This window comes from Nonomuraea sp. ZG12, from assembly GCF_052068115.1.
Classification (GTDB): Bacteria; Actinomycetota; Actinomycetes; order Streptosporangiales; family Streptosporangiaceae; genus Nonomuraea.
Map to the genome: position 1 here is coordinate 173,945 of NZ_JBQHCW010000010.1, position 26,264 is coordinate 200,208.

General features: G+C 68.5%; 28 protein-coding genes and 1 pseudogene. 18 read left to right on the forward strand and 11 right to left on the reverse strand.

What is annotated here, in order from left to right:
• Position 1 precedes the first annotated feature (1 nt).
• Positions 2 to 991, forward strand: a complete 990-nt coding sequence (locus tag ACTMTF_RS26850) for a polyprenyl synthetase family protein (protein WP_441113143.1) — start codon at positions 2 to 4, stop codon at positions 989 to 991.
• Here ACTMTF_RS26850 and rarD read toward each other — a convergent pair.
• On the reverse strand, positions 959 to 1,879 hold the full coding sequence (gene rarD, locus ACTMTF_RS26855) for an EamA family transporter RarD (protein WP_441113144.1): 921 nt from the start codon (positions 1,877 to 1,879) through the stop codon (positions 959 to 961). The two genes, ACTMTF_RS26850 and rarD, sit on opposite strands and share 33 nt — an antisense overlap.
• A 120-nt stretch (positions 1,880 to 1,999) precedes the next feature.
• Between rarD and msrA the strand changes: the two genes are divergently transcribed.
• Both msrA and ACTMTF_RS26865 read left to right on the forward strand, forming a co-directional pair.
• Positions 2,000 to 2,659: a peptide-methionine (S)-S-oxide reductase MsrA gene (msrA, locus tag ACTMTF_RS26860; protein WP_441113145.1), complete on the forward strand. Its 660-nt coding sequence runs from the start codon at positions 2,000 to 2,002 to the stop codon at positions 2,657 to 2,659.
• Positions 2,656 to 2,976, forward strand: coding sequence for a hypothetical protein (locus ACTMTF_RS26865; RefSeq protein WP_441113146.1), 321 nt, complete (start codon positions 2,656 to 2,658; stop codon positions 2,974 to 2,976). Before msrA ends, ACTMTF_RS26865 begins: the two co-directional genes overlap by 4 nt.
• A 34-nt stretch (positions 2,977 to 3,010) precedes the next feature.
• Here ACTMTF_RS26865 and ACTMTF_RS26870 read toward each other — a convergent pair whose 3' ends face one another.
• Positions 3,011 to 3,538 (reverse strand): flavoprotein, encoded by a 528-nt coding sequence (locus ACTMTF_RS26870; RefSeq protein ID WP_441113147.1) that lies wholly within the window; start codon positions 3,536 to 3,538, stop codon positions 3,011 to 3,013.
• Between the two features lie 286 nt (positions 3,539 to 3,824).
• Here ACTMTF_RS26870 and ACTMTF_RS26875 point away from each other — a divergent pair, with 286 nt between their 5' ends.
• Positions 3,825 to 4,292, forward strand: a complete 468-nt coding sequence (locus ACTMTF_RS26875) for an NUDIX hydrolase (RefSeq protein WP_441113148.1) — start codon at positions 3,825 to 3,827, stop codon at positions 4,290 to 4,292.
• Between the two features lie 513 nt (positions 4,293 to 4,805).
• Here ACTMTF_RS26875 and ACTMTF_RS26880 read toward each other — a convergent pair.
• From ACTMTF_RS26880 to ACTMTF_RS26900, 5 genes are all read right to left on the reverse strand, one after another.
• Complete coding sequence (locus tag ACTMTF_RS26880) at positions 4,806 to 5,039, reverse strand: hypothetical protein (RefSeq protein WP_441113149.1); 234 nt, start codon at positions 5,037 to 5,039, stop codon at positions 4,806 to 4,808.
• Between the two features lie 233 nt (positions 5,040 to 5,272).
• A complete protein-coding gene (locus ACTMTF_RS26885; RefSeq protein ID WP_441113150.1) occupies positions 5,273 to 6,688 on the reverse strand; it encodes an oxygenase MpaB family protein in 1,416 nt (471 codons plus the stop codon).
• Complete coding sequence (gene uppS, locus ACTMTF_RS26890) at positions 6,685 to 7,422, reverse strand: polyprenyl diphosphate synthase (protein ID WP_441113151.1); 738 nt, start codon at positions 7,420 to 7,422, stop codon at positions 6,685 to 6,687. The genes ACTMTF_RS26885 and uppS overlap by 4 nt, the downstream gene beginning before the upstream one ends.
• 194 nt (positions 7,423 to 7,616) lie before the next feature.
• Positions 7,617 to 8,123, reverse strand: a complete 507-nt coding sequence (locus ACTMTF_RS26895; RefSeq protein ID WP_441113152.1) for an SRPBCC family protein — start codon at positions 8,121 to 8,123, stop codon at positions 7,617 to 7,619.
• The gene (locus ACTMTF_RS26900) at positions 8,120 to 8,482 is read right to left on the reverse strand and encodes a metalloregulator ArsR/SmtB family transcription factor (protein WP_441113153.1); all 363 of its coding nucleotides are present in this window, start codon (positions 8,480 to 8,482) and stop codon (positions 8,120 to 8,122) included. The genes ACTMTF_RS26895 and ACTMTF_RS26900 overlap by 4 nt, the downstream gene beginning before the upstream one ends.
• Positions 8,483 to 8,941: 459 nt before the next feature.
• Between ACTMTF_RS26900 and ACTMTF_RS26905 the strand changes: the two genes are divergently transcribed.
• The 4 genes from ACTMTF_RS26905 to ACTMTF_RS26920 all read left to right on the forward strand — a co-directional run bounded on the left by ACTMTF_RS26905 (position 8,942) and on the right by ACTMTF_RS26920 (position 14,808).
• The gene (locus tag ACTMTF_RS26905) at positions 8,942 to 9,613 is read left to right on the forward strand and encodes a hypothetical protein (RefSeq protein ID WP_441113154.1); all 672 of its coding nucleotides are present in this window, start codon (positions 8,942 to 8,944) and stop codon (positions 9,611 to 9,613) included.
• A 125-nt stretch (positions 9,614 to 9,738) separates the two neighbouring features.
• Positions 9,739 to 10,245 carry a hypothetical protein gene (locus ACTMTF_RS26910; protein ID WP_441113155.1) on the forward strand — a complete coding sequence of 169 codons (507 nt, stop codon included), beginning with the start codon at positions 9,739 to 9,741 and terminating at the stop codon, positions 10,243 to 10,245.
• A 38-nt stretch (positions 10,246 to 10,283) separates the two neighbouring features.
• Positions 10,284 to 14,582: an HAD-IC family P-type ATPase gene (locus ACTMTF_RS26915; protein ID WP_441113156.1), complete on the forward strand. Its 4,299-nt coding sequence runs from the start codon at positions 10,284 to 10,286 to the stop codon at positions 14,580 to 14,582.
• Positions 14,583 to 14,682: 100 nt separating this feature from the next.
• Positions 14,683 to 14,808 carry a hypothetical protein gene (locus ACTMTF_RS26920; RefSeq protein WP_441113157.1) on the forward strand — a complete coding sequence of 42 codons (126 nt, stop codon included), beginning with the start codon at positions 14,683 to 14,685 and terminating at the stop codon, positions 14,806 to 14,808.
• A 14-nt stretch (positions 14,809 to 14,822) separates the two neighbouring features.
• Here the strand turns inward: ACTMTF_RS26920 and ACTMTF_RS26925 are convergent, their stop codons facing one another.
• The gene (locus tag ACTMTF_RS26925) at positions 14,823 to 15,959 is read right to left on the reverse strand and encodes a hypothetical protein (RefSeq protein WP_441113158.1); all 1,137 of its coding nucleotides are present in this window, start codon (positions 15,957 to 15,959) and stop codon (positions 14,823 to 14,825) included.
• Between the two features lie 78 nt (positions 15,960 to 16,037).
• On the opposite strand from ACTMTF_RS26925, the gene ACTMTF_RS26930 reads away from it, so the two are divergent.
• From ACTMTF_RS26930 to ACTMTF_RS26940, 3 genes are all read left to right on the forward strand, one after another.
• Positions 16,038 to 17,240, forward strand: coding sequence for an MFS transporter (locus ACTMTF_RS26930; RefSeq protein WP_441113159.1), 1,203 nt, complete (start codon positions 16,038 to 16,040; stop codon positions 17,238 to 17,240).
• A 194-nt stretch (positions 17,241 to 17,434) separates the two neighbouring features.
• Positions 17,435 to 18,439 carry a hypothetical protein gene (locus ACTMTF_RS26935; RefSeq protein ID WP_441113160.1) on the forward strand — a complete coding sequence of 335 codons (1,005 nt, stop codon included), beginning with the start codon at positions 17,435 to 17,437 and terminating at the stop codon, positions 18,437 to 18,439.
• 363 nt (positions 18,440 to 18,802) lie between these two features.
• Positions 18,803 to 18,943: a hypothetical protein gene (locus tag ACTMTF_RS26940; protein WP_441113161.1), complete on the forward strand. Its 141-nt coding sequence runs from the start codon at positions 18,803 to 18,805 to the stop codon at positions 18,941 to 18,943.
• On the opposite strand, the gene ACTMTF_RS26945 is transcribed toward ACTMTF_RS26940, so the two are convergent.
• Entirely contained in the window at positions 18,940 to 19,707 is a 768-nt protein-coding gene (locus ACTMTF_RS26945) for a MerR family transcriptional regulator (RefSeq protein ID WP_441113162.1), read from the reverse strand. The genes ACTMTF_RS26940 and ACTMTF_RS26945 overlap by 4 nt on opposite strands.
• Positions 19,708 to 19,760: 53 nt before the next feature.
• Between ACTMTF_RS26945 and ACTMTF_RS26950 the strand changes: the two genes are divergently transcribed.
• From ACTMTF_RS26950 to ACTMTF_RS26980, 7 genes and pseudogenes are all read left to right on the forward strand, one after another.
• Complete coding sequence (locus ACTMTF_RS26950; RefSeq protein ID WP_441113163.1) at positions 19,761 to 20,435, forward strand: hypothetical protein; 675 nt, start codon at positions 19,761 to 19,763, stop codon at positions 20,433 to 20,435.
• A gap of 107 nt (positions 20,436 to 20,542) precedes the next feature.
• Positions 20,543 to 20,620: pseudogene (locus ACTMTF_RS26955) on the forward strand (TetR family transcriptional regulator); the annotation flags it as partial.
• A 15-nt stretch (positions 20,621 to 20,635) separates the two neighbouring features.
• Positions 20,636 to 21,010 (forward strand): hypothetical protein, encoded by a 375-nt coding sequence (locus ACTMTF_RS26960; RefSeq protein WP_441113244.1) that lies wholly within the window; start codon positions 20,636 to 20,638, stop codon positions 21,008 to 21,010.
• A 94-nt stretch (positions 21,011 to 21,104) separates the two neighbouring features.
• Complete coding sequence (locus ACTMTF_RS26965) at positions 21,105 to 21,992, forward strand: SDR family NAD(P)-dependent oxidoreductase (RefSeq protein WP_441113164.1); 888 nt, start codon at positions 21,105 to 21,107, stop codon at positions 21,990 to 21,992.
• Between the two features lie 90 nt (positions 21,993 to 22,082).
• Entirely contained in the window at positions 22,083 to 23,180 is a 1,098-nt protein-coding gene (locus ACTMTF_RS26970) for a helix-turn-helix domain-containing protein (protein WP_441113165.1), read from the forward strand.
• A complete protein-coding gene (locus tag ACTMTF_RS26975; protein ID WP_441113166.1) occupies positions 23,177 to 23,722 on the forward strand; it encodes a hypothetical protein in 546 nt (181 codons plus the stop codon). Before ACTMTF_RS26970 ends, ACTMTF_RS26975 begins: the two co-directional genes overlap by 4 nt.
• Before the next feature lie 20 nt (positions 23,723 to 23,742).
• On the forward strand, positions 23,743 to 23,946 hold the full coding sequence (locus ACTMTF_RS26980; RefSeq protein WP_441113167.1) for a hypothetical protein: 204 nt from the start codon (positions 23,743 to 23,745) through the stop codon (positions 23,944 to 23,946).
• 76 nt (positions 23,947 to 24,022) lie between these two features.
• Here the strand turns inward: ACTMTF_RS26980 and ACTMTF_RS26985 are convergent, their stop codons facing one another.
• Together ACTMTF_RS26985 and ACTMTF_RS26990 are read right to left on the reverse strand one after the other, a co-directional pair.
• Positions 24,023 to 25,057 (reverse strand): ion channel, encoded by a 1,035-nt coding sequence (locus tag ACTMTF_RS26985; RefSeq protein ID WP_397005613.1) that lies wholly within the window; start codon positions 25,055 to 25,057, stop codon positions 24,023 to 24,025.
• A gap of 99 nt (positions 25,058 to 25,156) precedes the next feature.
• The gene (locus ACTMTF_RS26990) at positions 25,157 to 26,137 is read right to left on the reverse strand and encodes an NAD(P)-dependent alcohol dehydrogenase (protein WP_441113168.1); all 981 of its coding nucleotides are present in this window, start codon (positions 26,135 to 26,137) and stop codon (positions 25,157 to 25,159) included.
• Positions 26,138 to 26,264: the final 127 nt, after the last annotated feature.

Here is a 26,264-nt window from a genome sequence, read left to right on the forward strand (position 1 = left end):
TATGTCCGCGCCTCCCGTGGTTGACCTTCCCATCGAGGATGAGCGGTTGGCGCAGGATGTGGCCAACGGACTGGCCGCCGTCGAGAAGCTGCTGCGAACCTCGGTGGAGAGCGAGGACGCCTTCGTCACGGAGGCGTCCAAGCACCTCATCCAGGCCGGCGGCAAGCGCTTCCGCACGCTGATGGTGCTGCTGGCCGCCCAGTTCGGCGACCCCTCGGCGCCGGGCGTGGTGCCCGGCGCCGTGGTGATCGAGCTGACCCACCTCGGCTCCCTTTACCACGACGACGTCATGGACGAGGCCCCGGTGCGCCGGGGCTCCCCGTCGGCCAACGCCCGGTGGGACAACACCGTCGCCATCCTCACCGGCGACTACCTGTTCGCCCAGGCGTCCGACCTGCTGGCCGACCTCGGCCCCGAGCTGATCCGGATCCAGGCGCAGACGTTCTCCCGCCTGGTGCAGGGGCAGATCCGCGAGACCGTCGGCCCGCGCGCCGACGAGGACCCGGTGACCCACTACATCAGCGTGCTGGCCGACAAGACCGGCTCGCTGATCGCCGCCTCCGGCCGCTTCGGCGCGCTGCTGTCCGGCGCCCCCGCCGAGGTCGAGGAGCGGCTCAGCAGGGCCTGCGAGGCGATCGGCGTGGCCTGGCAGCTCGGCGACGACCTGCTGGACGTGGCCTCCACGTCCACGGAGTCGGGCAAGACGCCGGGCACCGACCTGCGCGAGGGCGTCAGAACCCTGCCGGTCCTCTACGCGCTGGCCGACGACCCGGCCTCCAGGCTGTCGGAGCTGCTGTCGGGCCCGGTGGCGGAGGCGGACGTCGAAGAGGCGCTGACCCTGCTGCGGGCGCACCCGGCGATGGCCAGGGCCCAGGCCGACCTGAACGACTGGGTGAACCGGGCACGGGACGACATCTCCAGCCTGCCCGACATCCCGGCCAGAGGCGCCTTCCTGTCGCTATGTGACTACGTGGTCGAGCGGTCGGGCTGACCTGGCCATCCGTGCGGCACGCGCCGTACGGAAGCTGTCGTACGTGAAGATCGCCAGCGCGAGCCACACCAGCGAGAACCCGATCCACCGGCTCGGCGGCATGGTCTCCCTGGCGATCAGCACCCCGCACAGGAACTGCAGGACGGGCGCGATGTACTGCATCAGCCCGATCGTGCTCAGCGGCACCCGGTTGGCGGCGGCCGTGAAGCACATCAGCGGCACCGCCGTGATCACACCCCCGCCGACCAGCAGCAGGGCGTGCCCCACGCCCGCGGTCCCGAACGTCGCCTGGCCCGCCTGCTGCAGGAACACCACGTAGCCCAGCGCCGGCAGCAACAGCACCAGCGTCTCCACGGTCAAGCTCTCACCGGCGCCCACGTTCGCGTGCTTCTTGATCAGTCCGTAGCCCCCGAAGCTGACGGCCAGCACCAGCGCCATGTACGGCGGCCGCTCGTAGTTGGCGGTCAGCACCAGCACGGCCAGCACCCCGAACCCCACGGCCACCCACTGCAGCCGCCGCAGCCGCTCACGCAGCAGCACGACCCCGAACACCACGCTCACCAGCGGGGTGATGAAATAGCCGAGCGCGGCCTCCACGACGTGACCGGTGTTGACCGCGTAGATGTAGGTCCCCCAGTTCACCGTGATGACCATGGCGGCCAGGGTCAGCAGCCCGAGCTTCCCGGGTTGCGTCACCAGCTCCTTGATCCACGACCAGTGCCGCCGTACGGCCAACATGGCGACCACGGCCACCAGCGACCACACGATCCGATGGGCCAGGATCTCCACGGCTCCCGTCGGCTTGAGCAGCGGCCAGTAGAGCGGGAACAATCCCCACATGATGTAGGCGGCCACTCCGTACAGAACACCGCGTCGCGCGTCAGGCATGAACCCCATATTCGGGCATTACCATCCTTCACTACAAATGCGAGCATCTGTACGGGACTATGTAGGAACCGTAAAGCGTTGGCGCGTCTGTACAGTGGAAGAGCCCGTGGAGGTGGCGCGATGGGTTGGCTGTTCGGCAACAAGACATCGATGGTCAGTCGCGGGGACGCCCTGCCGGGGCGCGCCGAGACCATGCCCGTCCCGGCGCGACACGCCGTCCTCGACGCCCCTCTCGCCCCGCCCTACCCCGACGGCCTCGAGGTGGCGGACTTCGGCCTGGGGTGCTTCTGGGGCGCCGAGCGCAAGTTCTGGCAGACCCCCGGCGTGGTCACGACCGCCGCCGGCTACCAGGGCGGCTACACACCCAACCCCACGTACGAGGAGGTGTGCAGCGGACGCACCGGGCACACCGAGGTGGTCCGGGTCGTCTTCGACCCCGCCGAGATCTCGTACGAGGAGCTGCTCAAGGTCTTCTGGGAGGCCCACGACCCCACCCAGGGCATGCGCCAGGGCAACGACGTGGGGACGCAGTACCGGTCCGCGATCTACCACCACTCGCCGGAGCAGCGGAAGGCGGCGGAGACGTCGCGGGACGCGTACGAGAAGGTGCTCAAGGCGGCCGGATACGGAGAGATCACCACTGAGGTGGCTTCAGCGGGTCCGTTCTACTTCGCCGAGGATTACCACCAGCAGTACCTTTTCAAGGAGCCGAACGGCTACTGCGGCATCGGTGGCACCGGGGTCTCCTGCCCGGTCGGTATCGCGCCCGCCGGAGAGTGAACAAGGCGGTCTTCGACGAGGTCTCGGTCCTCTGGGCCGAGCACCTCGGTCAGCCGTTCCCCGGTATGGGGGAGGCTTTCGCGGACTTCGTGCTGGCCGACGCCTATATGGCGGGCATCGTTACCTCCTACGTCGGCTCTCAGCGGGGTGAGATCGACGCCGAGCAGAGGCGCATCCTTAGCTCGTGCGCCCGTGATCTGCGCAGGGTGCTGAGGCGCGTCCGTGGCCGCGAGGCTCGCCGCTTTGTGGCCCGGTCCGTCGCGATCGCGGACTTGATCCTTGGCCGGGTGACGGTGGCCGATCGTCACGATCAGTAGCTGTCCGCTGCGGGTTTCGGCATCGGCTGATGCTTTACACCGTGCCCCGGTCTCGTACGGCCGTGGCCAGGGTGCGGGGACGGTCTGATCGCCGAATCTCGGACTCCAGGTGTCTGTACAGCTCATCCAGGCTCGCTCCGCAGCGGACGTTCGAGAACCCGCTATGACGAGGGACCAGGACGGTGCGGATCGCGTACCACCCACCCCGGCGGCGTCGAGGATGATCCAGCCGGGGAAGGCCCTCGCAGAGCAGCCCGACGGCGAAGGTGTCGGAGATACCGTTGGCCCACTTGTTGATCGTGTTGAAGGTCGCTGGGGCAACGATCACGGCGTCTGCTGGTGGCAACCCCTTCGGCTCGCTGGGCATCCGGTGGGTGCTGCGAACCTGATCACCCGTCAGGCGCTCCAGCTCGGGAACGTTCACGAACCGCTCGCCCATCGGGGTCGTCACGGCGTGGACCGTCCAGCCTGCGTTCTGGGCCAGGCGGACGAGGTTGTGGAGGTCAGCCGCCGCAGGTGCGGCGCACGCGACGACGTAGAGGATGCCGTTGGCGGGTTCCATACGGCGTGATCCTAACCAGCCTCCTATGCGGCCTCCAGGGATGGGACAAGCGGTCGAGCTGAACGCGAAGCCCCAGCTTCCAGCCAGTGGGATGACCGGAAAGGCCGCTACGACGATGACATCCTGGTCAATCCGCATGCGTACGGAGAATCGGCGTCAGCCAATCCGATCTTTCACTTCCGTCGTCTCGACGCCGGGGCCATTGCCGGGCACTACATGTCATCGTTCGAGCGCGTCCAAGCCGGAGTTGCTCCGTGGTCGGGTGCGGAGATCTGAAAGGCAGCTCATGGGGCGAGTGGAGTATTGGAACGACCCGGACGCGCCGAAGGCGAACAGCTTGGTACCGGCCTGTGGGACGGTCACGGTGGATGACGCGGGGCGCATTCTGATGCAGTGCCGACGCGACACCGGTCAGTGGGCTCTGCCCATGGGCAAGATGGAGATCGGGGAGACACCGTCGCAGTGCGCAGTACGGGAGACCGAGGAGGAGACCGGCGTTCGTGTGGAGCCGGTGGGGATCCTGGGCATCTACTCGGACCCTGGCCACATCGTGGCCTATACGGACGGCGAGATCCGGCAGGAGTACGAGGTGATGCTGATCGCCCGTCCGGTCGGTGGTCGGCCAGGAGCCAACGACGAGGCTAGCGATGTCCGATGGGTGGACCCGAGCGATCTTCACTTGCTGGACATTCATCCCACGCAATGGCGGCAGATCAACGACTACCTAGAGCGCGCCTACCCGCATGTCGATTGACCTGGAACGGGTGCACGCGCAGCTCGTGTATCTCCGCTCCAGCCACTAGTCAGCAGGTCAGAAGGCAGATCACCCGCTGGCATGTGGAGGGGCGGAGGCTGGCCCCTCTGGTGTAGAGAGCCCGGCCACGTCCAAGGTCGGGTTCTTTTGCGCTGGCAGGGCGGGATGGATCAGTTGTGCTCCAAGGCCTGTACGAGATCAGCGGCAAGGAGGGATGTTCGGGAAAAACCTTACCTCCGTCGCGTACGGAGTGCTGGTATTTCCCGAACAACACGCTACGGCCTGGCCGTTGTGCGGTGTTCCTCTGTGCGTTGGTGGAGTTGTCGCCAGGGGCGAAGCGCTACCACCAGCAAGCGTCGTCTTTACGGCGCCGGCGATCGACGACCTACGGCGCATCGGCCGGCCGCGGTGCCCAAGGTTCTTCAGAAGATTTTTCTCCTGCTTGAGAATCCGGAGGCCGGTTATTTGTGAAGCGGGGAACCGACTTCTGTATCGCGGTGCTCTCAGAGAGCGTCAGTAGTAATCGTGGAGTCGGCCGTTCTGGCAGCGCTGGCCGGGGAACGGGCCGGCCGGACTCCACCTCGGCGGGGTGCTCCAGCCCTCGGGGACAGTCCTCCATTCCATGTGCCCGTTCAGGAAGGTGCAGTCGGCGAAGGCCGCCTGTGCAGGGCCGACGGTGAATAGGGCTCCGGTGGCGACTGTCGCGAGGGCCGAGGCCAGTGCCGTTCGACGGAAGATGCTCTTCACGGGACGACTCCCTTGTGCGGGGGATCACCATCCGGCAATCCTTCGTTACTTAGAGTAGCCATACGTAAGCATAAAGTAAACGGAAGTGGTGTGGCTCCTGGTCGACCCGCCAGAGATCTCTCGTCACTGAGAGCTGACGCAACCCTGTGCCTTCCCGGATCATCCGATGATGTTTCGAGATAAGGCGTGTATCGCGGATACTGCGCGGGGCCGGAGTATCCGCGATCAACCGCCTACGACAGGAGGGAGTCGTAGGCGGTTGAGCGCTGCTGGCCGGACATGAAGGACAGGAACTGCCTGACGAAAGCGCTGCGTGAGTAGGTGCCGGCGCTGCCGGTCAGATCACGGTGGAAGGCCGTGCGGAACAACTTCTGGTATTCCTGTGCGTCGATCAGCTGGTCGTCGTCGACATCGGTGACGTCGAACAGCACTCCGGCGATCTTGATCAGTCCGGAGCTGGGCAGCGAGGGAGCTGACGCGGCGTACTCCTGGCGGGTGACCCGTCCGTCGCCGTCGGCGTCGAGGTTGGTCTGCAACTCCCGCCACCAGGCGGCGTAGGCGTTGTACAGCCGCTCCTCGTTCTGTTCGTCCAGGTCGAGCCGGGTGGCGATCTCTCTTGCCATGGCCGCCAGGTCAGGCCAGGCGAGATGGCCGTCGCCGGTCTGGTCCAGGACCTCGGCGAAGAACCGGTCAGCCGAGAGCGAGGTCTGGCCGACCTCGTCGGGAGCCGGGGTGATGAGCCGGAACATGGCCGCGGCCTGGCCCGCTTTGCGCCAAATGCTCTCCCACGGTCCAGCACCACCGGAGTGGTCGGGATCCAGCAGGCGCATGAACGAGCCGGCGTTCATCCAGCTGTCCGGCAGCAGGCGGGTGGACAATCCGCTGGCCAGGTAGGCCCCGTGCATGAGCGTCCGCGCCCCTGGGAGGTCAGGCAGGGCGAAACGCCGGCAGAGGTTCTCCGGAAGCGACGCGATGGTGATCGCGGCGGCCGCCGGGCCCGCCACGGCCCGGCCCACGGCCCACACCGCGGGATGGCCGCGCAGCAGGGGTGGCGCGGGCACGTTGGCGAAGAGCCGATAGAGGATGACGCGCACCGCCTCGGTGCTCTCCAGGCGATGGTGGATCATGTGATCGTAGTAGGGCCAGAACTCCTGCAACGTCGCGGGAAGCCGGTCGCTGTCGCCTTCGAGCAGGGCCAGAATCGTCCGGAACTCGGTGTAGAGCTGTTCCATCGCGGGCCCGTCGAGTGCCTCGCCGGTCAGCCGGTACATCGTCACCGCCGATTCGAACAGGGTCGCCACCACCCAGGCGCGTGCTTCGGCGTCCATCGCGTCGTAGTGGCGGCCCTGGGGGTCGGTGCCCGCGATGCGGGCGTGCAGGCGGTTGAGGCGAGCCGTCTCGCGGCCGCGAACGTGCTGGTCCGGGTCGAGTATGCGCTGCGTGCTCACCAGGGTGTTGCGCAGCCGCCGCCACGGGTGCGTCACGAACGTCGAGTTTCCGATCAACGCCGCGCCGATCTGCGGGTGCGCGGCTTCCAGCACCGTGGCACGGGTCACCGCGAGGGCCCACCGTGGCTCGTTGACGAGGCCGCGCAAGATCGAGTCCGGCCCGAAGACATCGGCGGTCTCCTCCGCGGTGGTGTGGGTCATCGAGGCTCATCTCCCGTGATGGTGGTTGACTGGCGGACGCCGCCGAACCGGCGCTGGCGCCATCGGTAGGCGTCAAGGCATTCCCAGAGGTGGGTCGCACGGAAGTCGGGCCATAACACCTGGGGGAAGACCCATTCCGCGTAAGCCACTTGCCAGAGCATGAAGTTGGAGATTCGTTGCTCTCCGGAGGTGCGGATGACCAGGTCCACATCCGGTGTGTCCGGGTAGGGGAGGTGCCGGGCGAAGGTGGCCTCGGTGATCTGCTCGGCGGGGACGGCGGCGCGGATCAGTGAACGAGTGGCTTCCACGATGTCGCGGCGTCCCCCGTGATCGAAGGCGACCGTGAGCGTCATTTGCCGGTTTTCGCTGGTGAGCGCCATCAGATCGGTGATGTCCTGAACCAAGGGTGGCGGGATCCGCGGATCGGACATGCCCAGGAACCTGCACCGGACGCCCCGCGCGTACAACGCAGGCGCATGCTTGCGGATGGCCCGGCGCACGAGCCTCATCAGGATGTCGATCTCGCCCGCCGGCCTCCGCCAGTTCTCGGTGGAGAAGGCGTACAGGCTCAACCATGTGATGCCGGCCGAGTGCGCCGCGTCGATGATGTCAATGACGGAGGCCTCTGCCGCCTCGTGGCCTGCGGTGCGCGGTAGCGATCGCTGCGCGGCCCACCGCCCGTTCCCATCCATCACGCAAGCCACGTGACGCGGCAGTCCGTTGACGATTCTCATAGCTGAAAGTAACTATATCATTACTCAAAGTACTGTCGAGCGTGCTGCGTCAAGGGGACGGCGGGATGGCGCCGTGGGCAAGGCCCTGCCGGCCGCGCACGCGTGGCACCAAGGGTGCCGGAGTGAGCGGCCCCGGTCGGCATGACCTCCGAAGCCTTCGCGACTGCTCGGAGGCCCCTCTTGTCTGCCTGGACCTACGCCCGGTCAGTCCCGGACTGGTCGTCGAAGTACGGCTTCATCGCCGGGTAGTAGTCGTCGAAGTCCGGTGTGGGGGAGCCCTCGCGTGCGGCCACGAGCATGTCCAGGTAGTACTCCCAGCCGGGGCCGACCTCGCCGATGCCGTCCTCGGTGGTCAGGTGGTGCACGAACCGCAGCTCGGTCGAGCCGTCCGATTCGGACAGCAGCAGCTCCACCCGCCAGGACCCGGACTCGTCGGTCATCGACAGGGCCAGCCGCCGTGGGGGGTCGCATGCGTCGATGCGCAGGTCGCACCACGGCGTCTGCTCCTCGAACGCCAGCTGCACCTTGACCGTCCGGCCGGGCGCGGCGTCGCCCTCCCAGGGGCCGAACCAACGGGCCGTGCGGTCGGATTCGGTGAGACTGGCCCACACGTCCTCGGCGGACGCGCGGAAGCTGCGGGTGAGAACGAGGTCGGCTCCGGTGCCGGTACGGAACAGCCGGCCGGTGGGCATGGGGCTCATGCGGTGTTCTCCTTTTCCTGGCCGCTCGTGCCGTGGTCACGGCGTTCGCGGCGGGTCCGGTAGATCTCTGTCTCCAGGGCGTCGAAGTGGTGCTCCCACCCGGAGGGACGGTTGAGGAGGGCGATCCATTCGGTGAGTTCGGTGAGCCGCTCGGCGTGGAGCACGTAGAACCGCTGCCTGCCCACCAGCTCGACCTGGACCAGCTCGCTGTCCCTGAGGACGCGAAGGTGGCGGCTCACGGCGGGCCGGGTGATCGCGAAGCGTTCGGCGATCTCTCCGGCGGAGAGCCGCTGGTCGCGCAGCATCATCAGGATCGCCCGCCGCACAGGATCCGCGATCGCCCCCGCTACCTTGTCCACCCAGAAAGCGTAACCTGTTGGTTACGCGTTAAGCAATCCCCTAGGTGCTCGCCGACACTCTGCCCAACGGCCGGCTTCATGTGCTGGAGGGCGCCGGTCACCATCCATGGCGAGAACAGCCGGACGCGCTTCGGGAGGTCCTGCGGGGCTTGCGTCAGCAGTAGCCGCACAAAGTGCCCCATGGGTGCTGCGGGATCGGTGGGACGGGTGTCGCCTGGCCCGGTCTGCGGTCTCACAGTGGTCCGACCGGACCGCACCAGCGCGCTGCTTCTGCCGGAAAGCCGTGAATGGCGTCCTGAGGTGAAGTGCTGCCACCAACGGTATTCGTTCGATTAGTCGAACGGGTGGGTGGCATCTTCGCCGCGAAGGGTCTCGGTTTCCGGATCATATCCATCGTTGTTCTCCGTGGGTACGTAACGTATGTTGCGGCTGTGTGCCGTCGATAGTCAGGGAGAAGTCGTGTCCGAACTCGTGGCGCCCCAGCTTGTCGTCAACAGCCGGATGATCTACTTCGGCTGGGTTCCGGCCGACCCTGAAGCCGTCGCGGCCCTGGTGCCTGATGGTCTGAAGCCCATGGCCAACCGCCAGGTCTTCATGAACCAGTACGTCGTCGACCAGCCTGAGCAGACCTCGGGCTTCGGCGCGTACTCGCTCACCTACATCGGGCCGGACCTGGAGGACGCCTACGCTCCCGACGGTGTGACCCCCGGCCGCTGGTGGACGCACTACTTCAACTCCAGTGTGGTGGTCCGCGAGTACGCGGCCGCCCGGGGTGCGCCCGCGACCGCGGGCCGTACCACGATCGAGGTCAGTGGCGGGGAGCTGGTCGCGACGACGGAGTCGGACGGGGTGCCGGTGATCCGCACGACCGCGCGGGTCGGTGACACCGGTACGGCGGTCAACCGTGGCCAGTTGCGCTACATCACGGAGGCCGGCGGGCAGAGGCTCAGTGGGATCTATCCGTTCGTGGCGGAACCGGTCGACCCGTTCGAGATCGTGTCACTGGAGTTTCTGGAGCCGAGCCACCCCGTCCATGCTCTCCGCCCCGCCGAGCCGCTGCAGATCGTGTGGGGCTTCTACTCGCCCCGGTCATCCTTTGCCTATCCCGGCGGGGAATCGGCAATGGTCTGACGCCCGTCACCGGATAGAAGTAAAACTTTCTCCGGCCAGGGCAAATTATCAAATGTGACCCATCCGGAATAAGGTGCTGGATCTGTGGATAGGAGGACATGAAGTGCCTGTCCAGAGGAGGGGTCATGACCGCTATCCAGCAGCAGGGCCGTGACGAGGCCACGTCTAACGGGAAAGAGCCCAAGCGGATCGACATGCCGATGCTCGGCATCGAGGTCCGCCGGCGCCAGGTCGAGATGCCCCACGTGTCGATGCCGCATGTCCCGATGCCGCACATCAGCAAGCAGGAAGTCGGACACTACGTCGACGTCGCCCGGACGATTCTCCCGCCACCCGAACGCGTCGCCTACTACGGAGCGCTCGGCGCGATGGCGATCTTCGGGGCCATCGAGTGGCCGGTCGCCGCCGCCATCGGCGTGGGCATGGCCATCACGCAGCGAGGGCGGCCGGGGCAGGCCAAGCCCGACGGGGAGGGCGAGAGGCCCGCACAGGCACAGCAGCAGGCCCAGACCCAGGCCCAGAAGCAGACCCAGAGGCAGACCCAGAGGCCGAAGAAGCGCGACGCGCCCGACGTACAGCGGGCGGTGGCCGAGGCTGTGAGCAAGCGCAAGAGCACCCCGCAGAGCAAGTGAGCAGCGACATCGCCATAGACGGGAGAACATGAGGACGTATGGCGCTGTTGGGCATGCTCTCCACTGACGCGCTGCTTGACATGCTTCCGCAACCGGTGCGGAGCGTCCTCCCGCGTTCCCGCCGGGTACGGCCATGCCCAGGGGGCGTACGGATCGAGCTGAGGAGCATCGGCGGGCCCGGCACCGAGGGGCCCGCTCGCGTTCTGGAAGAGCGGCTGCGCGCGGCCGGCGCGCCGCGCGCGGAGGTGAACGGGGCGCTCAGCAGCGTGTTCGCAGGCTGCGACGAGACGACGGACGTCGCCAAGCTCGTGGCCATCGTGGAGGAGTGCGACGCCGACGACCGGCCGCCCGACCCGGCTCGCGTTCTCGACGGCGTGGAGCAGCAGGCCAGGGCCGCGATCAGCCTCGGTCTGCACCTCGCCGGTGCCGGGCTGGCCGCGACCGGCCGGCTGTTCCGCCTGCCCGCGCTGCCTGCCGCCGTGCCCAGTTTCGTCGCGCTGGCCGAACACACCCCGCGGGTGCGTACGGAGCTGGAGCAGCGCATCGGCAAACCCGCCGTGGACGCGGTGCTGATGACGTCCAGGATCGTCTCGCAGACGCTGAGCATGCGGCCCGCGTCGCTCCTGATCGACTCCGTCGCCGCGGCCGCACGCTACGTCGAGGCCCGCGCCGGGCGGCAGGTGTGGGAGCGGCGCGAGGAGGAGTTCGCGGCAGCGCCGGGGGCGTACCGGCACATCGCCGCATCGGCGGCGGCGCGGCCGGTCCCGCTGCCGCGCGGGCCCGTGGAGCGGTACGCCGACGCGGCCGGCGCGGCGTCGCTGGCCGCGCACGGAGTGACCTCGATCATCAGCCGGAGCCACCGGCGCGGGCTGTCCGTGCTGATCAGCGGCACCCCCAAGGCGGCGAGCCTCGGCAGGGACGCTTTCACCAGTGCCGTCGGGCGTGGTCTGGCCGGGCGCGGCACGATGGTGCTCGACCATGAGGCCCTGCGCCGCATGGACCGTATCGACACTGTCGTCCTGGACGCCGCCGTGCTCACCACGGGCGCGTGGACGATCGACGGCGTGCTGCCGCTCGCCCCCGACGTGGATTCGGACGACCTGCATGCCCGGCTGTACACGCTGCTCGACCTCACCGACCCCGGCGCTGAGCGCGACCGCGACGGGTTCCGCGCGCGACCGCACACGGAGATGCCCGAGCAGTGGCGGGAGCATGGCGTACGCGCGGTCGAGGTGGCACGGGACGGCACTCCGATCGCCCTGGTCGGCCTGGTCCGCGAGTTGCATCCTGCCGCCGAGGCCCTGGTCACGGCCCCGAAGGGGACGTGCGAGGTGGTCCTGGCCGGTGGGGAGCCGGGCCTTGCCCGGCGGCTGGGTCTGGAACGTTCCATCGACGGCGGGGCCAGGCTCGCCGCGTCGGTGCGGGGTCTGCAGTCCGAGGGGCGTGGTGTGGCGGTGGTGTCGCGGCGCGGGCGGGGTGGGCTGCGCCAGGCCGACCTGGGGATCGGCCTGCTCGACGGTGTGCGGCGGGTCCCGTGGGACGCCGATGTGATCGCCGAGCTGGACGGCGTGCACCTGCTCCTCCGCTACCTGGCCTCGGCCAGGAAGGCGAGCGTGCGAGCGGTGTACCTGGCCGCCGCCGGCTCGGTCGCCGGCGTCGGGCTGGCGCTCCTCGGCCCGGCCACGACCGCGATCGCGCGTGCGAACCTGGTGCGCGACTGCACCTCGCTGGCCTCCTTCGGGGCCGGGCAGTGGACGGCCAGGGGCGTCGGGCGGGAGGCCCCGCCGATCCGCGCCGACCACACGCCCTGGCACGCCATGGCGGTCCGCGACGTCGTGGAACGGCTCCGCACGTCGCCCCACGGACTGACCGAGGCGGAGGCCGAACGCCGCAGAACCGTCCGCCCGGCGGCCAAGGGGCCGCAGTCCCTGGTCGGTGCGTCGGTGGAGGAGCTCGTCAACCCGATGACCCCCCTCCTGGCCACGGGGGCGGGCCTGTCGGCCGCGTTCGGCTCGGTGCTCGACGCGCTGCTGATCGGCGGCGTGGCCGTGACGGGTGCGCTGCTCGGCGGTGCCCAGCGGCGGGGCGCCGACCACGCGCTGCACCGTCTCACCGAGAGAACCGCCGTCCGGGTACGGCTCCGCCGCCCCTCCGGCCTCGTGCCGGGCGACGCCGACGCCCTGGTGCCCGGGGACGTGATCGAGCTCAGGGCCGGCGACGCCGTACCGGCCGACGGGAGGTTGATCAAGGCGGCCGGGCTGGAGATGGACGAGGCGCCCCTCACCGGCGAGTCCCAGCTCGTCGGCAAGACCGCCGCGCCGACCGCGGCGCCCGCCATCGCGGATCGGGCGTCGATGGTCTATGAGGGGACGACCGTCGCGGCAGGGCACGGGCTGGCCGTGGTCGTGGCCACGGGCGAGGCGACCGTGGCGGGCAGGACCGCCAAGCTGAGCCAGGAACAGCCGCCGCCGAGCGGGGTGGAGCTGCGGCTGCGCGCCCTGGGCCGCAAGATCCTGCCGACCGCGCTGGGCTCCGGCGTGGTTCTGCTGCTGGTCGAGCTGATCCGCGGCGCGCCGCTGGCCCAGGCGCTCGCCCCGGCGGTGAGCATGATGGTGGCGGCGGTGCCGGAAGGGCTACCGTTCGTCGCCACCGTGGCCGAGCTCGCCTCGGCCAAGCGCCTGTCCACCCGCAACACGCTGGTACGCAATCCGTCCACGATCGAGGCCCTGGGCCGGGTGGACGTGCTCTGCTTCGACAAGACGGGAACCCTCACGGAGGGCCACATCAGCCTGCGCATGGTCTCGGACGGCCGGGTCGAGCAGACCGTGGAGGAGGCCGCACCCGAGCTGAGGGCTATCGTGGGCGCGGCGCTGCGCGCCGGACCCAGGTTCGACGGCGGGCGGGCCATTCCGCACCCCACGGACCGCGCGGTCGTGGCAGGCGCCGAGCGGCTCGGCATCACCCCGGAGGACGGGCTCCGTACGTGGCAGCGCGTGGACGAGCTGCCCTTCGAGCCGGCTCGCGGCTACCACGCCGTACTGGGCCGGTCGGAGTCGGGACAGCTGCTGAGCGTGAAGGGCGCGCCCGAGATCGTGATCTCCCGGTCCACCAGCATGGTGGTGGACGGACAGAACGTTCCGCTGGACGAGCGCATCAGGCGGGAGCTGGAGCAGGGGATGGAACGGCTGGCGCTGCAGGGCTACCGTGTGCTCGCCGTCGCCGAGCGGCCCGCTTCCAGCCGTGCCGACCTTGACGAGTCGCGCATCGAGAACCTGCGCTTCCTCGGGTTCCTCGGCATGGCCGACCCGGTGCGCCCGACGGCCAAGCGCAGCGTGGAGCAACTCACGCGGGCCGGCGTACGGGTCGTCATGCTCACCGGCGATCACCCCAGCACGGCGGAGGCCATCGCGGCGGAGATCGGGGCGCTGAACGGGCTGCGCGTGATGACCGGCCCCGAACTCGAGGCGCTCGACGACGACGCCCTGACGGAGGCGCTGACCGAGGTGGCGGTGTTCGCCCGGGTCACGCCCGAGCACAAGGCGCGGATCGTCACCAGCTTCCGAGAGGCGGGCAAGGTCGTGGCCGTCACCGGGGACGGCGCCAATGACGTGCCCGCGATCCGGCTCGCCGACGTGGGCATCGCCCTCGGAACGAACGCCGCCCCCGCCACCAGGGCCGCCGCCGACATCGTCATGGCAGACGACCGCATCGAGACGATCATCGACGCGATCATCGAGGGCCGGGGCATGTGGGCCTCCGTACGCGACGCGCTGGGCATCCTGCTCGGCGGCAACATCGGAGAGATCGCCTTCACGCTCGGATCCAGCTTCCTGACCGGCCGGAGTGCGCTGAACACCCGCCAGCTCCTGCTGGTCAACCTGCTCACCGACATGCTGCCCGCCATGGCGGTGGCCATCCGGCCGCCCAGCGCGTCCAGTCCCGAGCGCCTGCTGTCCGAGGGGCCGGAGGCCTCGCTGGGCGCCGCCCTGACGCGGGACATCTACCTGCGCGCCGTCGTCACCGCGGCCGCCGCCACCGCGGCATGGTCGCTGGCCCGGGTGAGCGGCACCCGGGGGCGGGCGGATACGGTCGGTCTCATCGGCCTGGTGGTGGCGCAGTTGCTGCAGACGCTGGCGCTGGGCGGGCGTGACCGGATGGTGGTGCTCGCCGTGGTGTCGTCGCTGGCCGCGCTGGTCGTGATCATCTCGGTGCCGGGGCTCAGTCAGCTCTTCGGCTGCCGCCCGACCGGCCTCATCGGCTGGGGGATCGGCCTGGGCTGCGCCGCGGCCGCGACCATGGTGAGCGTGCTGATCGAACAGCGGGCCATCAGGGAGTAGTCATCGACCGTTCACCGAACTGCCAGACCAACCGATACCACCTTGACACCTTTATAGCGAAATATGCTCGTAAATGCCCACATGACCGTTAGGTAGAGAGTTGTCTGAGTTCTTCGCCTCCCTGCTTGCCAAGGCCGCCTTCATGCTGCTCGAAGCGCTGATCATGCGCTTCGTCCAGAGCCTCGCAGCCTCGATCTTCCGTCCTGCGGGGGTGCGGTTCGCCTAGGTGCCTCCAGGCGATCAGCGGGTCGCCGTTCCCCCGGTGTAGCGGCGGGGGAGGATCATGAGCGGGTTGTCGTCGAGGATCACGTCGGGTGGGCCGTACCGGGCGGCGACCTCCCGGATCTCCGGGGTGTCGAGGAGCAGCAGGCGGCCGTCCTCGACGAACGGTTCGCCGTCGACGTGGATGGTGGGCCGGTCGATCTGGCAGTCGCAGTGCGCGAAGCCGGGGCTGGTGGCGATCGGGGCGCCGTCGCTCAGGGCGTCGAGGCCGCAGTAGAAGGCTCCGGCGTGCTTCTCGCGCTCGAACTGGGTGCCGCCGGAGAGCCGGGTCTTGGGGTTGAGGCCGATCAGGGCGTGCCGGAGGTAGTAGCCGTCGGGTGAGGCGCGGCGGAGGTGCTCGGCGGCGATCCCGCCCTCGATCTTCCGCACCAGGTTCTCCTCAAGAGTGATGCGCAGGGGCTGTTCCGGCACGCCTGTAAAGGTGGAGTCCTCGATGACCAGGACGCCTTCGGTGGCGGTCGGATGGAAGTTGGCGCCGCCGTACGGGAAGGGCTGCCAGTCGCCGGGGCCCAGGGGGCCCTCGTCGAGGGTGAAGGTGAAGCGCGACAGGGTCAGGTCGGTGCCCAGGGCGGAGGTCACGCGAATGCTCTGGGCCGTGTTGAGACTGGTCAGGGCCCGATGCTTGATGGCGTAGTAGACCTCGTTGGGGAAGCGGGCGCCGGTGAGCATGGCGCTGGCCGTCGCCGCCATGTGCAGCGAGGCGAAGCGCAGGGGCAGGGCTCTGATCTGGTCGAAGAAGAGGGGCGCCGTGTGCACCTCGCCCCACCAGGTGGCGCTGATCACGACGTCGGCCTCCCGTACGGCGGCCGTCTCGATCTGGTGGGTCACGTCCTTGTCCCACCCCCCTGGGCTGAACGGCGCCACGGACAGCACATGCACGTCGGCGTCGCGGTAGGCCGCCGCCGCGGCGATGGCCTGCACGACGACGGGGTCGGCCGTGTGCTCGACCAGCAGCAGCACCCGCTCGCCGGCCGTCACCTGGGCGTGGTGCATCAGGTTGCGCGCGCCGGGCATCAGCTCGACGATCGAGTACGGGGTCGCGCCCGGCATGGAGGCGTAGCTGAAGGGCGCCGCGGCGTAGGGATTGACGGTCATCGAGCTTCCCATCCGTTGCGAGTACGTTCCTCTGCGTAATAGTACAATTACCGCGAGTAACTATGGTGGGGGGCGCGCATGGATACCCAGCTGAGCCTGGCCAGGACGAACCTGGCACTGGCCACGTTGTTCTTCGGGGTGTTCGTGCTGGGCTGCGCCGAACTGCTCGTGGTCGGCGTGCTGAACCTGATCGCCACGGATCTCCGGGTCTCCGTCGCCGCGGCCGGCACGCTGGTGACCGCCTACGCGCTGGGGATGGCGATCGGTGGGCCGATCCTGACCGCGCTGACGATCAGGCTGGACAAGCGGGCCGTGCTGGTGGGCACGCTCATCCTGTTCGCCCTGGCCAACCTGGTCCTGCTGCTGGTCCCCGACCTTGGGCTGTTCGTCGCCGCACGTGTCCTGGCAGGCGCGGTGCAGGGGCTGTTCATCGCCGTCGGGTTCGTGACGGGCATGGCGCTGGTCCCGCCGGAGCGCGCGAGCCGGGCGATCTCGGTGATCATCTCCGGGATCTCGGTGTCGGCCGCGCTGGGCGTACCGCTGGGCACGCTGGTCGGGCAGACGGTGGGGTGGCGCGGCTCGTTCACCGGGATCATCCTGCTCAGCGTGGTCGCGTTGATCGCCACGGTGGCGCTGGTGCCGTCCGTGCCGCGCACCACCGGCGGCGTCGCGGGCCAGGCCAGGTACGCCTTCGCCCCACGCGTGCTTGCCGTGCTGGCACTGAACTTCCTGGTCTTCGCGGCGGTCTACTCGGCGCTGACCTACATCGTGCCGTTCCTGGAGGGTGTCACGGGCATCTCCGGTGCGCTGATCAGCGTGTTCCTGCTCGCCTACGGCCTGGCCAACGCGATGGGCGCGTTCGGCGGCGGCCGGTTCGCCGACCGGAACGCCGCCCGTACCCTCATCACGGCGACGGTCGGCGCCGCGGCCTGTCTGCTGGCGCTCCACCTCGTCGGCGCGGTCGCGCTGCTCGTCGCGCTGGTGATGTCGGCCTTGGGGTTGTTCGTCGGCGGCATGGTGCCCTCGCTGCAGGTCCGCGTGGTGAGCCTGGCCGGTCCGGGTGGCGCGCTGGCGTCCGCGCTGCCCGGTTCCGCGATCAACGTGGGCATCGCGGCCGGCTCGGTCGCCGGTGGCGTGGCGATCAGCGGCTCCGGCGCCTCGGCCCCGTTGATCACCGGTCTGGTCATCGCCGTGATCGCCATCCCCGTCGCCTGGGCCACCGGCTTCCTCAAGCCGCCGGCGGTCCAGGCAGCGGCGGAGCTCACTCCTGACGCCGTATGACACCGGGTTTGCACGCTTGTGAGAGATCTTCGTAGGGTGAGGCACCCCCGATGATCGGAGTCTCGATGCGTGATCCGGAATCAACGCCCGCAGATCAGTGGTCCGAGTGGGAAACTGAGCCGAAACTCCCCGGATACTGGCCGGGACTCGGAAACGAGCAGCGGCGAGACGGGGTCGAGATCGACCGCAAGGGCGTGAAAGCCGTTTCGGGCAGGCTCATCGAGCTGTCCGTCGACGCCGACGTGGACATGGCGTTCAAGAAACTGCCGAACAGCATCCCGAACCTCCACTGGCGCCTGCCGCAAGATCTCGGCGCCCTTCTCCAGGGCGCCGGCAATGTGGCGCGCCTGCTCTGGAACGACCTGCACGCCGAGATCGGTATGGCCGGACTCCTGATCGAACGAGCCTGCGCCAGATATGATCTCGCAGACACCCCCCAGCTCGGCGACATCCCCCTTACCCGGTTCGCGCAGCGGATCCCCGGGACTGACGGCAAGGGGCTCCTGGGCTACGGAGGCAGGCCGAGCAAGCTCTACCCCAACGGTAGTCATGTGCTCGAACTGCCTGAAATCGATTACGGCGTCGGCGACATGACCGCGGCGAAGGCGGTGCAGGACTTCAGCCACTCCACCTTCTGGCTCTATGGAGATGTTCCGACGTACTTCGATGAGATGGCCGGCTCCCTGGTCGAACGGGCGAACACGTTACCGCGCCGGGCGCAGGACCTGCGCGACTCTCCCTGGCACGGCGAGGCCGCCGACCTGGCCCAGGGCGCACTGCGGCAGATCTACGCGAACGTGACCGCCCTGGCCGCCACCGCCGGCAGTCTGAATGCCGCGGCCAGGAGGTTCACGGAGGTCACCTCCTGGTGCTCCGCCAACTTCGAGCAAGTGGTGGACCCGCATCGTGGCGACTGGGATGAGTTGTGGGATTTCGGCGGCTCGGCGGACAGCCGGACCCGGAGCTTCCTCGCGGAGGCGAACAACGAGTTCCTCGACGTCTATCGCTTGCTGCCCAAGCGCATCAAGCAGGACCTGCCGGGCCTGCTCGTGACCGACCAAATGGCCACTGACCTGCGCGCGGACGTCGAGCGCATGCATAACGTCCCCCACGAGCTCGCCGAGAGCAGCATGGCGTGGCTGGCCGCCGGCACACCGCTCCTCGCGGCCTACGAGCAGGCGGAGAAGGAGTACGGGTAGGGGTCCGCGGCCCTGGGCATCTCGCTGGGCGTCCTGTCCGAATCAACGTGGGATCGCCACGCTGATCGCCGCTTAACAAGAAAGATCTCCGTATGGGTAGGCGTGGCCGATGATCGGAGTCTCGATGCCCGAGCTGCCCGCCCCCGGTTGACCAGTCCTGACCCGGCTCAGCGCTCTGGAGAGCCGGGCGCGGGACCTGCGCGACGCCCCATGGTCTGGCGAGGCCGCCGACAAGGCGCAGACCGCGCTGCGGCAGATCTACGGGAACGCGACGGCCCTGGCCGCCCTCGCCGGCAATACGCACACCGTGTCCGCAAGGTTCGCCGAGATCATCGACTGGACCCGCGCTCTGCCGGCCTGCTCGTGACCGACGAGAACCTCACCGAGCTCCGCAAACAGGTCCCCTATGGGGAGATCACACCCCGGTGGCAGGCGGACGGGGGTCGGCTGGAGAAGCAGTCGACCGTCCAGGCCTACGAAAAGGCCGAGAAGGCGTATGGCTAAAGGGCTTGAGCCGAGCTGAACATACGGCCCTGAAGGCGCCCAGGCCGGTCCCGGGCGCCATCGTGAGCGACCGGCACCTCCAGGGCGATGGCGTGGGCGCCGTCGGCGTCGACGAGGTGCTCCTCCACAGTGGGGCCGTCGACGGTCAGCCGGTGGCGGCTCAGCCAGCCGAACAGATCCTGTCCGGCGCGGACGATCCCCACCGAGGGCGGGACGATGGCCCGTACGACGTTTCGGGCTTGCAGCCTGAGCTGCTCACCGGCGCGCTCGGTGGTCACGGCGGCGGCGAATCGGCCCGTCGGCGGGCCGTACAGCCAGGTCAGCAGTGTGGCCGGCGGCGTCGCGCAGAGGCCGGCCAGCTCGGCGGCGTGCGCTACGCGCAGGCGGCGGACGCGCAGGTGGCGCGGGCCCACGGTGGCCTGCTGCGGCAGGATCGACATCGGCGTGGCGAGGTGGTCCTGGGCGTGCGCGGCGGTCGCGGCCAGCGTGGCGATGTCGCGTTCGAGGCCGGCCACGACCTCGGCCAGCGCCTGCCGTACCTGGGTCTCGGGGGCGTCCAGCAGATCGGCGATCTGACGCAGCGGCAGGCCGAGGCGTTGCAGGCCGCGGATGCGCTCAAGCCTGGACAGTTCGGTCACGCCGTACCATCGGTAGCCGCTTTCCCCGTCGACCGCGGCGGGAACGAGCAGGCCGATCTTGTCGTAGTGGCGCAGCGTACGTTCGGACACGCCCACCATGCGCGCCAGTTGCCCGATCCGCCACATGGCATCCCCTCGTGTTGACCTTGCCGCCGCGTCAGGGTTCTACCGTCACCGCCATGACCGATCCTCGTAGCCGGCTCATCGGCGTACTGTTGCTGACCTCGTTGGTAGCCATGATGACCGGTGCGGTCATCGTGGTGCCATCGGGGTTGACCCTGAATCCGTCCGACCCCGCCGCCACACTCGCCGCCGTGGGCGAGCAGGCCGGCCTGCATCTGACCGAGCTCGCCTTCGACGTGCTGGGCTGGCTGGCGCTGACCACCGCCGGGCTGGCCATGACCACCCGCCCGGCCGGGCCGGCCGGGCGGGTGGCGGGCGGTCCGATGGTGGGTGGGCCGGTGGCGGGTGGCCTGCTGGCCGCGGCCGGGCTGGCGGGCCTGCTGCACGATGCCGGGAATCTGGCGCTGACCCAACTGGCCGCCGTCCCCGCCGCCGCCTCGGCGGCCCTGGCGGTCATGCTCACCGCCAAGTGGCTGGTCAACCTGGCGGGGCTGCTGTGGGTGGCCGCCACCGTCGCCGCCGCGTCCGGCGTTCCGATGCCTGCCCGCCTCCGTGTCGCCGGCCTGGTCGCGGCCCTTTCCGGGCTGGCCGCGGTCGTGCTCCCGTGGACGACCGGAACCGCCGGCCCGACGGTGGCGCTGGAGCAGCTCGGATACGTCCTCCACCTGCCGATCATGCTGTGGTACGGCGTTCTGGGCCTGCGGTTTATGCGGCTTAGACTGAGCCCGTGACACCCGATCCCGAGCGAGGCACGCCGTTGCGCGCGGATGCCGCGCGTAACCGTGCGCGGGTGTTGCGGATCGCCCGCGAGCAGCTGGACGCCGGTGACGACTCGCTCATGCTCAACTCCATCGCCCGGCTCGCCGGGGTGGGCGTCGGGACCGTGTACCGGCATTTCCCCAATCGGCACGCGCTGCTGGAAGCGCTGCTGGTGGAGCGCTTCCAGCAGTTGATCGGCGAAGCGCAGGCCGCGGCGGCCGAGGAGGACGCTGTTACGAGCCTGCATCGGCTGCTGCGGCTCACGCTCCAGCGGATGCTGAACGATTCCGGGTTCGCCGCGGTGTTCGAATCCGACAGCGATGCCGACGGGCGGATGTCGGCGATGAAGGGCGAGCTGGAGCTCGCCCTCACGCACCTGCTCGACCGCGCCCGCGAGGCGGGGGCGATTCGGCCTGGTCTCGGAGCCGACGATGTCCGCCGGCTGATCTGCGGCATCGGGCATGCGGTTCGCATCGGCGATGACCAGGCCAAGTACGCCGAGATCTACCTCGCCGTACTCCTTGAGGGCCTGCGCCCGCCGCGCTGACGTCCACCAACCGGATAGCCATCCGGTTGTGCTACCGTGCCCAAAGGCAATCGGATAGCTATCCGGTTATGGCTGACCGGCGAAGGGTGGGGTCATGGACAAGCGGGTTGTGGTGACGGCGGGGACCGGGGGGATCGGCCTGGAGACGGCGATCGGGCTGGCGGCCCTCGGTCACGCGGTGACGGTGGTGGGCCGGAACGCCGAGCGTGGTGCCCGCGCGGTCGAGCGGATCGACGCGGTGGCGACGGGCCCGAAGTCGAGGTTCGTCGCGGCCGACCTGGCCTCGCTGGATGCCGTACGAGCTCTCGCCGCTCACCTCACCGGGCCCTGGCACGTCCTGGTGAACAACGTCGGCGCGATGTTCACGGAGCGGCAGCGAACGGTGGACGGCATCGAGGCGTCGTTCGCCGTCAACCACCTCTCCCCGTATCTTCTGACCGAGTTACTGCTGGACCAGCTCCGGGCAGGAGGGCCGAGCCGGATCGTCAACGTCACCTCAGGCTCCGTCGTGACCGCCAAACGCTCCTTCGACGCGGTGGAGCCACCGGGCGGCTACTACGCCTTCCACTGGTACGGCCGGGCGAAGCTCGCCAACCTCGCCTACACCCTGGACCTGGCCGAACGCCTGAGAGACACCGGCATCGCCGTCTTCGCGGCCGACCCCGGCGGCGCAGCCACGGACATGACCGACGGCACCATGCGATCGCCCAAGATCGTCTCGCCCGGGTTGCGGTTGCTCTGGCCACTGGTCCGGCGGCGCTTCGACCGCGCCACCTCCGTCTCCCCGGCCGTGGCCGCCCGGCCCTCGCTCCTCGCGGCGGCCGACGCCTCACTGAACGGCCAGACCGGCCTGGTCATCGGCCCCCAGGCCCGTCCCATCGCCCCCTTCCGCCCCGCCACCGACCCCCACATGACCCAGGCCGTCCTCCGCCTCAGCCGCGAGCTGGCCCCACTCGCCCCTCCGGGCAAGGTGATGGCATGAAATCGCAGTAAAGCGCTCTCGAGATAACGATTGCCTGGGGCTGGCTTGAGGAGGTCGCGCTGTACGCATGCATCGTGCGATTATCGCACTATGAGGGATCCTGCAGAGTGGGCGGATATAGGCGAGCGTGTACGCGAATGTCGTCTAGCAGCTGACATGTCGCAGGAGCAGCTTGCGTCAGCCCTGAATCTCGATCGAACAATGATCGCCAAGATCGAGCGGGGTGTTCGTCGAGTCGATGCGCTCGAACTGGCCAAGCTGTCATCAGTGCTCGATGTTCCGCTACGTTACTTCCTCGATACGCCACCGCTGGTCGTGTCCCGTCGGACGGACCTGGCCGACGACACGGTCACGGATGCGACTCGACAGTCCTACCGCTTGGAAATCGCCCTGTCCACGTGGGTGGCCGACATTCGGCAGCTCATGGAGATCGGACAGTTCTCCCCTCCTGCGATCGAGCGAGGTCCAGAAGCGATTCAGGATGCGCCGAGCGCCCGTCGTGCGGCCCTTTGGGTCAGAGATCGGCTCAGTCTGGGATTGGATCCCATCGATTCACTCATGAGTGTGTGCGAACGATTGGGTCAGCTCGTTGCGGTGGTCGAGACGCCTGGTGAAGGCGCTTCATTGATCGAGGGCGACCTCGCTGTCGCGGTTGTCAGCAGGCAGGGTGATCCTGGTCGCCGCCGCGCGACTGCGGCTCATGAGTTGGGGCATCTGATCGTCGGTGACGAGTACTCCACTGATATAGGCGTGCATGCCTCTCGGGATGAGAGGGAGGCGACCATCGACGCCTTCGCAGTGGAGCTCCTTCTCCCCACCGAAGTGGTCCGAAATGCCGCTTCGCCGGGCGGGGCCGTAAAACGAGAGGACCTGGTGGCTCTGGCCGCACGTTTCAGAACGTCTTGGTCTCTGACCATGCGGCAAGCCGTCACAGCGGAAGTCATCGACAGGGGCATCGCTAAAGAAATGCGCCGGCGGAACCCGACCCGCGCGGAGTTGATGGAAGCGGTGGGATGGGCGCCGCAACCTGATCTGGAAACGGTTCGAGTCCCTCCGAGCTATGCGCATGCGGTGATGGAATCCTACAAGAAGGCATTTATCACCGGGTCGCGAGCTGTCGAGCTCATGCGCGGTCAGGTAACGGCAGCCGATCTGCCCTTGCGCGACGATGCGGATCTTGAGCCTTGACCAGCGCTGGACAGGCCCCCGTCCTGGTATTCGACGCGATGTGCCTCAATCATTTCGCCCGTGCGGAGCGCCTTGACGTGCTGCGCGACTTGCTGGCAGGTGACACCTGTCTGACGACTCACGTGGTGCGCGAGGAGATACGCGAAGGGGTGCGGGCGTATCCGATCCTTCAGGCCGTGCTGGACACGGATTGGCTGCAGTTGGCAAGGCTGGACACGCTCGAAGAGATCAGATGCTTCACCAAGTGGGTGAGGCGTATCGGATCTTCGGAGCGTAATCTCGGGGAAGCCAGCGTGTTTTCGGCAGCTGAACTGTCTCGCGGGATCGCCATTACCGATGATCGCGAGGCTGTGGAGGTAGGCAGGGCGAATGGGCTGGAGGTGCACGGAACTCTGTGGATTCTCGCTCGAGCGTGCGAGGACGGTAAACTCAATGAAGTTGCCGCCGGCAATATTGTTGATTCCCTGAGGGCGACGGGGATGCGTTTGCCGTGTTCCGGCTCCACTTTCGGACTCTATGTCCGGCGGAATGTCGGCCCGTAATTGATACGCGCGGCGTGTCGATGCGCAGCGGGAGCGAAGACGACAGCGTCATCACCATGGGGCTGTGGCTCTGGCCCTCGCCACCCCGGGAGGCCTTCGAACTCGGCGTGGAATGGCCTGCAGGCGGGATCGAGCTGAGCATCGTCACCCTGGACGGCGCGATCATCGGCTCCGCCGCCCAGTGGTCGGTTCCGTACTGGCCGGATTCCCCGAAGAGCGAGTAGTCCTTCACCAGGCACGGGTGCTCAGGGAAGAGACCGACACGGGTGATCGCCCGAAGCGGCGCGTCATCCACGCAGGTCAGCCGGCTTCGCGTACTGCCTTGGCGATCTCGTCGGGGGTGAGGCGGCGGGAGCCGACGTAATAGAGCACGGCTCCCGTCGGCAGCTCGGTCTGCCAGCTGGGATTGACCAGCAGCTTGTCGCCGGTGCGCGCGGCGAGCATGGTGGCGCCGTACCTTCTGCCGAGCGTCATCTGGCAGCGGTCGACCCGCACCTGGCCCAGGGAGTCCGGCAAGCGCACCGAATAGGTGTCGGCGCCGTTGTGCGTCATCAGGTGGGTGTAGATCTCGGTGATGCCGGGGTCCTTCAGCTCCTCGGTGATCATGTGCGGGCTGTGCCACTGGACGCAGCGTACGGACTCGTTGACGTAGCGCAGTTGGCGGATCTTGGCGATGTCGCGGAGCGCGACGACGAGATGGGCGCCGTCGGCGACGTGGTCGGCGGTGAGCGTGACCGTCAGGGCCTCGTTGTCGTCGCGGGCGTCGACCAGCACGCTGAACGCCCGCTGCACGCCGGCCCGGCGGAGGACGCCGTCGTCGGTCAGGTCGCCGCGTACGAAGGTGACATCGCGGTCGGGCATCGGGTGGGTCGGCACGTCGTCGAAGGCGCACAGGACGATGCCGGTCGAACCGTCGGCGATCAGTTCGTCCACCATCTGCTCGGTTCGTCCCGGCGTGTAGCCGAGCAGCACGATGTGGCCGGAGTTCTCCGCTGTGATGGCGCCCTGCATGCGTCGTCCCTTCGCTCGTTCCAGTGCTGTCGCCAGCCGGGCGAACACCGTGGTCAACGTCGCGATGCCGCCGATGATGACGTAGGTGCCGACGGCGTGGCCCGCGGCCGTCTCCGGGTACAGGTCGCCGTATCCGACGGTGGCGGCGGTCACCACGAAATACCACCAGTAGTTGGCCGGCTCGACGATCGCGCTGTCGGCGGGCTCCGCGAGGGCCATCAGGGGCCAGCTGGTTAGGAACACCAGACTGAAGACGAGAACCGGCGTCCACCACGTTCCCAGCGCCGCGATCCGGGTCAGCATGCGAGCCAGTAAGAGCAGCATGCTTCCTCCAGTTTCACCCGCTTCAGTGCGGCCACTCTAACCGGACGAATCCATCGAAGCAGCCCCTGATCGGGTCTATCCGGGCGGTGGCACGAGGGCTCAGATCGTGACGACGACCTTGCCTGAGGCGTGCCCTTCCTCCTGGTATCTGAGCGCTTCCGGGATCTCCTCGAAGGAGTAGGTGCGGTCGATGACCGGGGTGACCTTGCCGGTTTCGATGAGTTCGGTCAGTGTCATCAGGTTTCGCTTGTTCTCGGTGCAGCCGATCACGTCGGCCATGGTCATCGTCTGCGAGACGAACGGCGACAGCATGACCGCGGCCATCGTGTGACCGGCGGGCTGGACCCAGCGTCCGGCCTTTCCGCCGATGACGACATAGGTGCCCTTACGGGTCAGAACCTGGCGGCAGGCGAGGGCCGAGTGGCTGCCGGCGATGTCCAGTACGAGGTCGTAGCGCTGCCCGAGCTGGGTGAAGTCCTGCTTGGTGTAGTCGATGACCTCGTCCGCGCCGATCGAGCGGACCAGGCCGACGTTGCGGCTGCCGCAGACGCCGGTGACCGTGGCTCCGAACGCCTTGGCGAGTTGCACGGCGAACGTGCCCACGCCCCCAGAAGCGCCGTCGACGAGCACCCGCGTGCCCGGCTGGACCCGGTCCTTCAGGGCCACGAGGGCGGTGTTGGCCGCCACCGGCACGGCCGCTGCCTGCTCGAAGGTCAGGTTCTTGGGTTTCGGGGCCAGTTCGGCGGCCTTGACGCAGGCGTACTGGGCGAAGCCGTTCCCCTTGGACATCGCGTACACCTCGTCGCCGGGACCGAACTCGGTCACGTCTGCGCCGACCGCCTCGACCTGGCCGGCGAGGTCGCCGCCCAGGATGTCGATCTTCGGCCTGCGCGGACCGAGAGGGCCGCCCATCAGCCGCGCGATGTACGGCTGGCCTCTCATGAGATGCCAGTCGAACGGCTGGACGGAGGTGGCACGCACCCGGACCAGTACCTCGTCGGGGGCGGGGACGGGCCGGTCGAGGTCGGTGAGCTTCAGGACGTCGGGTGAGCCGTACGAGCGCAGGACGAACGCCTTCATTGCATCTCCTCAAAGGCGGGAAGGGAACAGTGCGATCAGCGTAAAAGTCCTGAAAAAAGGGGTCATCAGCCAAAAGTACGCCTGATTGGCGGACGATCGACCGGCTCAGCGGGGACCGTTCCGCTGA

Bases quoted from the DNA above. Each gene is read 5' to 3' on its own strand.
- ACTMTF_RS26910 (WP_441113155.1), top strand. From the start codon at position 9,739: ATGACCGCTATCCAGCAGCAGGGCCGTGACGAGGCCACGTCTAACGGG.
- ACTMTF_RS26965 (WP_441113164.1), top strand. From the start codon at position 21,105: ATGGACAAGCGGGTTGTGGTGACGGCGGGGACCGGGGGGATCGGCCTG.
- ACTMTF_RS26895 (WP_441113152.1), bottom strand. From the start codon at position 8,123: ATGAGCCCCATGCCCACCGGCCGGCTGTTCCGTACCGGCACCGGAGCC.
- ACTMTF_RS26850 (WP_441113143.1), top strand. From the start codon at position 2: ATGTCCGCGCCTCCCGTGGTTGACCTTCCCATCGAGGATGAGCGGTTG.
- ACTMTF_RS26885 (WP_441113150.1), bottom strand. From the start codon at position 6,688: ATGACCCACACCACCGCGGAGGAGACCGCCGATGTCTTCGGGCCGGAC.
- ACTMTF_RS26985 (WP_397005613.1), bottom strand. From the start codon at position 25,057: ATGCTGCTCTTACTGGCTCGCATGCTGACCCGGATCGCGGCGCTGGGA.
- uppS (WP_441113151.1), bottom strand. From the start codon at position 7,422: ATGAGAATCGTCAACGGACTGCCGCGTCACGTGGCTTGCGTGATGGAT.
- ACTMTF_RS26870 (WP_441113147.1), bottom strand. From the start codon at position 3,538: ATGGAACCCGCCAACGGCATCCTCTACGTCGTCGCGTGCGCCGCACCT.
- ACTMTF_RS26930 (WP_441113159.1), top strand. From the start codon at position 16,038: ATGGATACCCAGCTGAGCCTGGCCAGGACGAACCTGGCACTGGCCACG.
- msrA (WP_441113145.1), top strand. From the start codon at position 2,000: ATGGGTTGGCTGTTCGGCAACAAGACATCGATGGTCAGTCGCGGGGAC.
- ACTMTF_RS26875 (WP_441113148.1), top strand. From the start codon at position 3,825: ATGGGGCGAGTGGAGTATTGGAACGACCCGGACGCGCCGAAGGCGAAC.
- ACTMTF_RS26980 (WP_441113167.1), top strand. From the start codon at position 23,743: ATGCGCAGCGGGAGCGAAGACGACAGCGTCATCACCATGGGGCTGTGG.
- ACTMTF_RS26945 (WP_441113162.1), bottom strand. From the start codon at position 19,707: ATGTGGCGGATCGGGCAACTGGCGCGCATGGTGGGCGTGTCCGAACGT.
- ACTMTF_RS26915 (WP_441113156.1), top strand. From the start codon at position 10,284: ATGGCGCTGTTGGGCATGCTCTCCACTGACGCGCTGCTTGACATGCTT.
- ACTMTF_RS26925 (WP_441113158.1), bottom strand. From the start codon at position 15,959: ATGACCGTCAATCCCTACGCCGCGGCGCCCTTCAGCTACGCCTCCATG.
- ACTMTF_RS26990 (WP_441113168.1), bottom strand. From the start codon at position 26,137: ATGAAGGCGTTCGTCCTGCGCTCGTACGGCTCACCCGACGTCCTGAAG.
- ACTMTF_RS26950 (WP_441113163.1), top strand. From the start codon at position 19,761: ATGACCGATCCTCGTAGCCGGCTCATCGGCGTACTGTTGCTGACCTCG.
- ACTMTF_RS26970 (WP_441113165.1), top strand. From the start codon at position 22,083: ATGAGGGATCCTGCAGAGTGGGCGGATATAGGCGAGCGTGTACGCGAA.
- rarD (WP_441113144.1), bottom strand. From the start codon at position 1,879: ATGCCTGACGCGCGACGCGGTGTTCTGTACGGAGTGGCCGCCTACATC.